Origin of the sequence: Phytoactinopolyspora endophytica, assembly GCF_004138495.1 — a bacterium.
GTDB lineage: Bacteria > Actinomycetota > Actinomycetes > Jiangellales > Jiangellaceae > Phytoactinopolyspora > Phytoactinopolyspora endophytica.
Genome location: NZ_ML142857.1, coordinates 163,231 through 168,822, shown reverse-complemented (window position 1 = coordinate 168,822; position 5,592 = coordinate 163,231). Strand labels below are relative to the sequence as shown.

Sequence of the window (5,592 nt, the reverse complement as noted above, 5' to 3'; positions counted from 1 at the left end):
TTCGACTCTCGCACCCGTCGTCGTGCTCTGGTCGTCCGCGGCGGCTGGGACGGTCACCAGCCGGTCGAGGCGACCGACCTGTTCATCCCGTTCCTGGAAACGAACGGGTTCGAGGTCGACGTGCATGACTCGCCCAAGCCGTACGCCGACGGCCAGTACATGAGCGAGGTGGACCTCGTCATGCAGTGCAACACGATGAACACCATCGAGCCGGATGAGGTCAACGGCCTTCGCGCGGCGGTCGAGGCGGGTACCGGGCTGGCCGGGTGGCACGGCGGTATCGCCGACTCCTACCGGAGCAACTCGGACTATCTGCACCTCATTGGCGGACAGTTCGCCTGTCATCCTGGAAAGCACCCGGATGAGCGGTCCGGGGAACAAGCTGACAATTACGTGCCCCACACGGTCAACATGCTGCCGTCCGCGGCGGACCACCCGATCACCAGGGGACTGCCGGACTTCGACCTGGTGACCGAGCAGTACTGGGTGCTCAGCGACGACTACAACGACGTCCTGGCCACCACGACCCAGAAGGCTCGGCCATGGGATCCCTGGCACCGGGAGGTCACGTCGCCCGCCGTGTGGACGCGTCGCTGGGGTCAGGGGCGGGTCTTCGTGGCGACGCCCGGACACCGTGTCGACGTGCTGACCGAACCGGCCGTGAACGTGATCATCAAGAGAGGGCTGCTGTGGGCGAGCCAATGAACAGGGGCGCCGGCGCGCTGAACGTCGCCCTGGTCGGATGCGGGAACATCTCCGGCGCCTATCTGAAGAACATCGCGAAGCTGCCGAACCTGCGTCTGGTCTCCGTCTCCGACGTGAACGAGACGGCGGCACGCAAGGTCGGTGGGGAGCAGGCGGTGCCGGTACGGCCGCTGGCCCACGTGCTCAAGGACGACGATGTCGATCTGGTGTTGAACCTGACCCCGCCCCAGATGCACGCGCCCCTGACGGTGGAGGCTCTCGAAGCCGGCAAGCATGTCTACCTTGAGAAGCCGTTCGCCGTCTCGCTCGAAGAAGCGGACGAGATGCTCGAAACCGCCGGCCGAACCGGTCGACGCATCGGCAGCGCTCCGGACACGGTCCTCGGCACCGGCATCCAGACCGCGCGCTGGCTGATCGATCACGGCGAGATCGGTCAGCCCGTCGCGGCTACCGCGTTCATGCTCTCCCCGGGACACGAAGGGTGGCATCCCAACCCCGGCTTCTATTACCTGGACGGCGGCGGGCCGCTGCTCGACATGGGCGTGTATTACGTGACCGCGCTGGTCACCATGCTCGGGCCGATCACCCAGGTCATGGGTATGGGGGCGCGGCCGCGCACGGAGCGTGTGGCGCCGCCCGGTGCTCCCCGGGCAGGGGAAGCACTCCCGGTTGAGGTCGACACCCACATCACCGCGAACCTGCGCCACGACTCAGGGGTGCTGAGCACGCTGATCGTCAGTTTCGACACCGTCGCGAGCCAGCTACCCCCGATCGAGGTCTACGGGGCCGACGCAAGCTTGTCGGTTCCCGATCCCAACCGCTTCAGCAATGCCGTCGGAATCGGGCGACGTGGAGGCACTGGATTCGTCGACATCCATGACAAGGCCGGGTATCTCGAGGCCGGACGCGGTTATGGGCTCTCGGACATGGCTCGTGCGATCCTCGACGATTCCGACCACCGTCAGAGCGCGGAGCTGGGATACCACGTCAACGAAGTGATGGCGCGTATCCTCGAGTCGGCCGGCCGGCGAGAAACCGTCGACGTCCAGAGCACCTGCGAACGCCCGGCACCGGTCGTCGTCGACAACACACCCGAGGTCGGCTAGGTTCGGCCCCTGCTCATGGCTCGGTTACCTTAGGTCGTGCCGACTAGAAGGGGTTCGTGGATGGATCAGAGCGGCGACTCGCGTGACAATGCGTACTCGATCCGGGCAGTTCAGCGTGTGTGCAACATTCTGGATCTCATTCAGGAAAGCCCGGACAGCTTCTCGCTGAACCAGGTTGCCGAGGTGACGCAACTGCCCAAGAGCTCGGCGTACCGATACATGGCCACGCTGGAGTCCCGGCGTTACATCATGCGCGACCCGATCAGCGGACTCTTCCGCATCGGACCGGCGTTCCTGCCGTTGCAGTCCAGGCAGCTGTCGGTGTTGGCGGACCGAGTCAGGCCGCATCTGATCCGCCTGCGCGACGAGTTCAGGGAGACTTTCAATCTCGGGATACTGGACGGTTACCGGGTGTCGTACGTCGACATCGTCGAGAGTCCGCACAGCGTCCGCCTGGCCGCGCGCTCGGGGGATCGCGACCAGCTCCACTGCACTGCCTTGGGGAAGGCCATCGCTTCGAGCCTGGACGAGGAGCGGGTGAGGGCGATCCTGGCCGTCGAGGGGATGCCACGGCGCACACCGGCCACGATCACTGATCTCACGGCGTATCTCGGCGAGTTGGAGAATGCCCGCGAGCAGGGCTACGCGGTGGATGACTGCGAGAACGAGACCGACGGCCGCTGTATCGCCGTGCCACTGTCGGGCATCGGTCTGCCCGCGGCCATCAGCCTTTCTGCCCCCGCGATACGCCTGACCATGGACGACGTCCCGAACGCTGCCCAGGCGCTGGCGGACACGGCGGACCTGCTCGTTCGGGACATCACCGGCACAAGCGACTAGCTCTCGCGCTTTCTCTGCGCGGCCTCCCTTCGTCCACGGACGGGACAGCCGGCCCATCCGTGGACTCCGTCGCGTCCCAAACTGTTTCACCTGCCGAGGTTGTGTTGCCGGTCAGTGGGAAAATGTGACCGATACCCTATTGCATGCCACATCGGTGCCCGCATATGTTTCATCTAGTAGAAACTGGCACCCATCAGATGGGAACTTGGTCGGATGAGTATCGTCAAAGGATCCCCGGATGTGCGTACGAAGTCCGCTCAGCTGGGAGAGCATGCACGTGCGCTCACGCCCGGAGGCGTGCACTCCAACGTCCGGTTGGCCGGCCCGTCGGTCTTCTTCGAACGCGGCGAGGGCGCATGGCTGTACGACGTCGACGGCAACGACTACGTCGACTACCTGCTCGGTCAGGGACCCAACTTCCTGGGGCACGCTCCCGCGCGCGTCACCGACGCGGTCGCGCACGAGATGCGGCGCGGCTCGGTCTTCGGCGCGCAGCACGTCCTGGAGAATCGAGCCGCTGAGTTGTTCCTGGACACGGTCGGATGGGCCGAGATGGTCCGCTTCGGTCTCACCGGTACCGAAGCGGACCAGGCGGCCTTCCGGCTGGCCAGAGCGGCCACTGGCCGCACGAAGTTCGTCCGCTTCGCGGGCACGTACCACGGCTGGCTGGACAACGTACTGATCACCTCCGAGGACGGCGTCGCGTCGCCCGGCAGCGCGGGTCAGCTGCCGCACCATCTCGACGACACCTATGTCCTGCCGTACAACGACGCCGATGCACTCGCCGCGGTTCTGGCCACGCACGACGACGTGGCTGCGGTCATCCTCGAACCTGTGATGTGCAACAACGGCGCGATTGCGCCGCGGGATGGCTACCTGCAGCAGGTGCGGCAGCTGTGCGACCGCCACGGCGTGGTGCTGATCTTCGACGAGGTCATCACCGGCTTCCGGCTCGCGCTCGGCGGCGCGGCTCAGCGATTCGGCGTCACCCCGGACCTGGCCGTGTACGGCAAGGCCATGGCCGGCGGCTGGCCGGTCTCGGCGCTCGCCGGTTCCGCGTCGCTGATGGGTCTGATCACCGACGGCGTCGTCCACGCGGGGACCTTCAACTCCTCGGTCCCCGCCTGCGCGGCCGTCATCGCGGCTCTGGAGACACTGCGTGACGACCCGCCGTACGAGCGGATCAGTGACCACGGCGACGCACTGATGGACGGCATCCGCCAGCTCGGGGACAAGTACCAGGTTCCATTGCGGATCCAGGGACTGCCGATGGCCTTTCACGTCACCTTCGGGGGACCGGGCCCCGCTTACGACTATTCAGGCTTGGCCGGCATGGACCTGGCCCGGTACGCACGGTTCGCGCACACCCTTGCCGACCACGGCGTCTGGGTCGCACCACGTGGCATCTGGTACGTCTCCGCCGCTCACGGTGGACGCGAGCTGTCCTGCGTGCTCGAGCGCTTCGACGCTGCGCTGCAAGCCGAGACACACTGACCTGGCTCGGCTGGACACTGTCACTCTGAGGCATACGGATCGCTAGATGGGATGCTAAGGTCATTGTACGAAATGCAGCGTTTCGCTGAGAATGCTCGCTTGATCCAGGGGCCGAGCCGGGATCTGGGCGGTCAGCTGTGCGGAAACGTCGGTGTGAGGCAGGGAGGAGCTGGAGTGCAAGCCGAACTGTTGGATCTGGCCAGGAGCCCGCGGGCCCGCTCGTATCCTGACCTGCCCAAACCCAAAGCCGCCGTCGACGCGGGGGTGGTGCTGGCGTGAATGCTCACGGGCGCCTCGCGGGGCGGGTGGCTTTGGTGACCGGGGCGTCGCGAGGGATCGGTGCGGCGGTGGCCCGGGCTTACGCGGGCGAGGGTGCATCGGTGGCGGTGGCGTGCGAACCGTCGCCCGGTCCGGTGGAGCAGGCGGAGAAGCTGGCGGCCGAGCTGCGGGCCGAGGGCGCGCGGGCGGTGGCGGTCCCTGGCGACCTGGCCGACCCCGACGCGATCGAGGGCTTGGTGGCGACCACCCGTGCGGAACTGGGGCCTGTCGACGTGCTGGTGAACAACGCCGCCGCGTCGGGACCGTCGTCGTGGTTGGAGATGGACGTCGATGAATGGGACCACGTCCAGCACGTGAACGTGCGCGCGGCGTGGCTGCTGGCACGGGCGGCGTATCCGGACCTGCAAGCGAGCGGGCACGGTGTGATCATCAATGTCACGAGTGTGATGGTGCAGACCGGTCAGCCGGGCAAGCTGCATTACACGGCCAGCAAGGCCGGGTTGATCGGGATGACCCGGGCGCTGGCCCGGGAGGTCGGACCGGATGCGGTACGGGTGAACGCGGTGATGCCGGGGGCGATCCGGACCGAGCACGAGGTGGAGCAGGAACCGGACGCCGAAGCGGTGTATGAGCGTCTGGTGTCGAAGCAGGCGTTGAAGCGTCGAGGTGTCGCCGGGGACATGGCGGGGACGTTTGTCTTCCTGGCCAGCGACGAGAGCTCGTTCATGACCGGACAGGTGGTCAATGTGGACGGGGGCTGGGTGCATTACTGACGTCCACCGGGAACGTGACCCGTCAATGGTTGAAGCTGACATGGTAAGACGTGCGGGAGGAGCGCGATGAGCGGCGAGTCATGTCGCGACGTGGCGAGGGGAGCCGGAAGTGTCAGTTGACCTGTTGATCCGTGGCGGCACCGTGTACGACGGGACCGGTGCGGATCCCGTCCAGCGGGACATCCTGGTCTGTGACGGCCGGATCGACGCGTTGACCATCGGTGATGCGCACATCGAGGCAGGGCGCGTGGTGGACGCGGACGGGTTGGCGGTGGCGCCGGGCTTCATCGACATCCACACCCATTCGGACGTGAGCGTGCTGCTCGACGGGCGAGCCCAGAGCAAAGTGCATCAGGGTGTGACGACGGAGGTGGTGGGGAACTGCGGATTCTCCG

The 5,592-nt window shown here is 66.5% G+C and carries 6 protein-coding genes; all 6 read left to right on the top strand.

The features are described from left to right. Positions 1 to 27 precede the first annotated feature (27 nt). Positions 28 to 705 (top strand): ThuA domain-containing protein, encoded by a 678-nt coding sequence (locus tag ELR45_RS18595; protein ID WP_129667722.1) that lies wholly within the window; start codon positions 28 to 30, stop codon positions 703 to 705. Beyond that, positions 690 to 1,811 (top strand): Gfo/Idh/MocA family protein, encoded by a 1,122-nt coding sequence (locus tag ELR45_RS18590; protein ID WP_205856841.1) that lies wholly within the window; start codon positions 690 to 692, stop codon positions 1,809 to 1,811. The genes ELR45_RS18595 and ELR45_RS18590 overlap by 16 nt, the downstream gene beginning before the upstream one ends. A 60-nt stretch (positions 1,812 to 1,871) precedes the next feature. Then, positions 1,872 to 2,651 (top strand): IclR family transcriptional regulator, encoded by a 780-nt coding sequence (locus tag ELR45_RS18585; RefSeq protein WP_129667720.1) that lies wholly within the window; start codon positions 1,872 to 1,874, stop codon positions 2,649 to 2,651. 213 nt (positions 2,652 to 2,864) lie between these two features. Beyond that, the gene (locus tag ELR45_RS18580) at positions 2,865 to 4,145 is read left to right on the top strand and encodes an aspartate aminotransferase family protein (protein WP_129667719.1); all 1,281 of its coding nucleotides are present in this window, start codon (positions 2,865 to 2,867) and stop codon (positions 4,143 to 4,145) included. A gap of 275 nt (positions 4,146 to 4,420) precedes the next feature. Beyond that, a complete protein-coding gene (locus tag ELR45_RS18575; protein ID WP_129667718.1) occupies positions 4,421 to 5,197 on the top strand; it encodes an SDR family NAD(P)-dependent oxidoreductase in 777 nt (258 codons plus the stop codon). 109 nt (positions 5,198 to 5,306) lie between these two features. Continuing rightward, a partial coding sequence (locus tag ELR45_RS35455) for an amidohydrolase family protein (RefSeq protein ID WP_165367905.1) occupies positions 5,307 to 5,592 on the top strand: 286 nt, incomplete at its 3' end.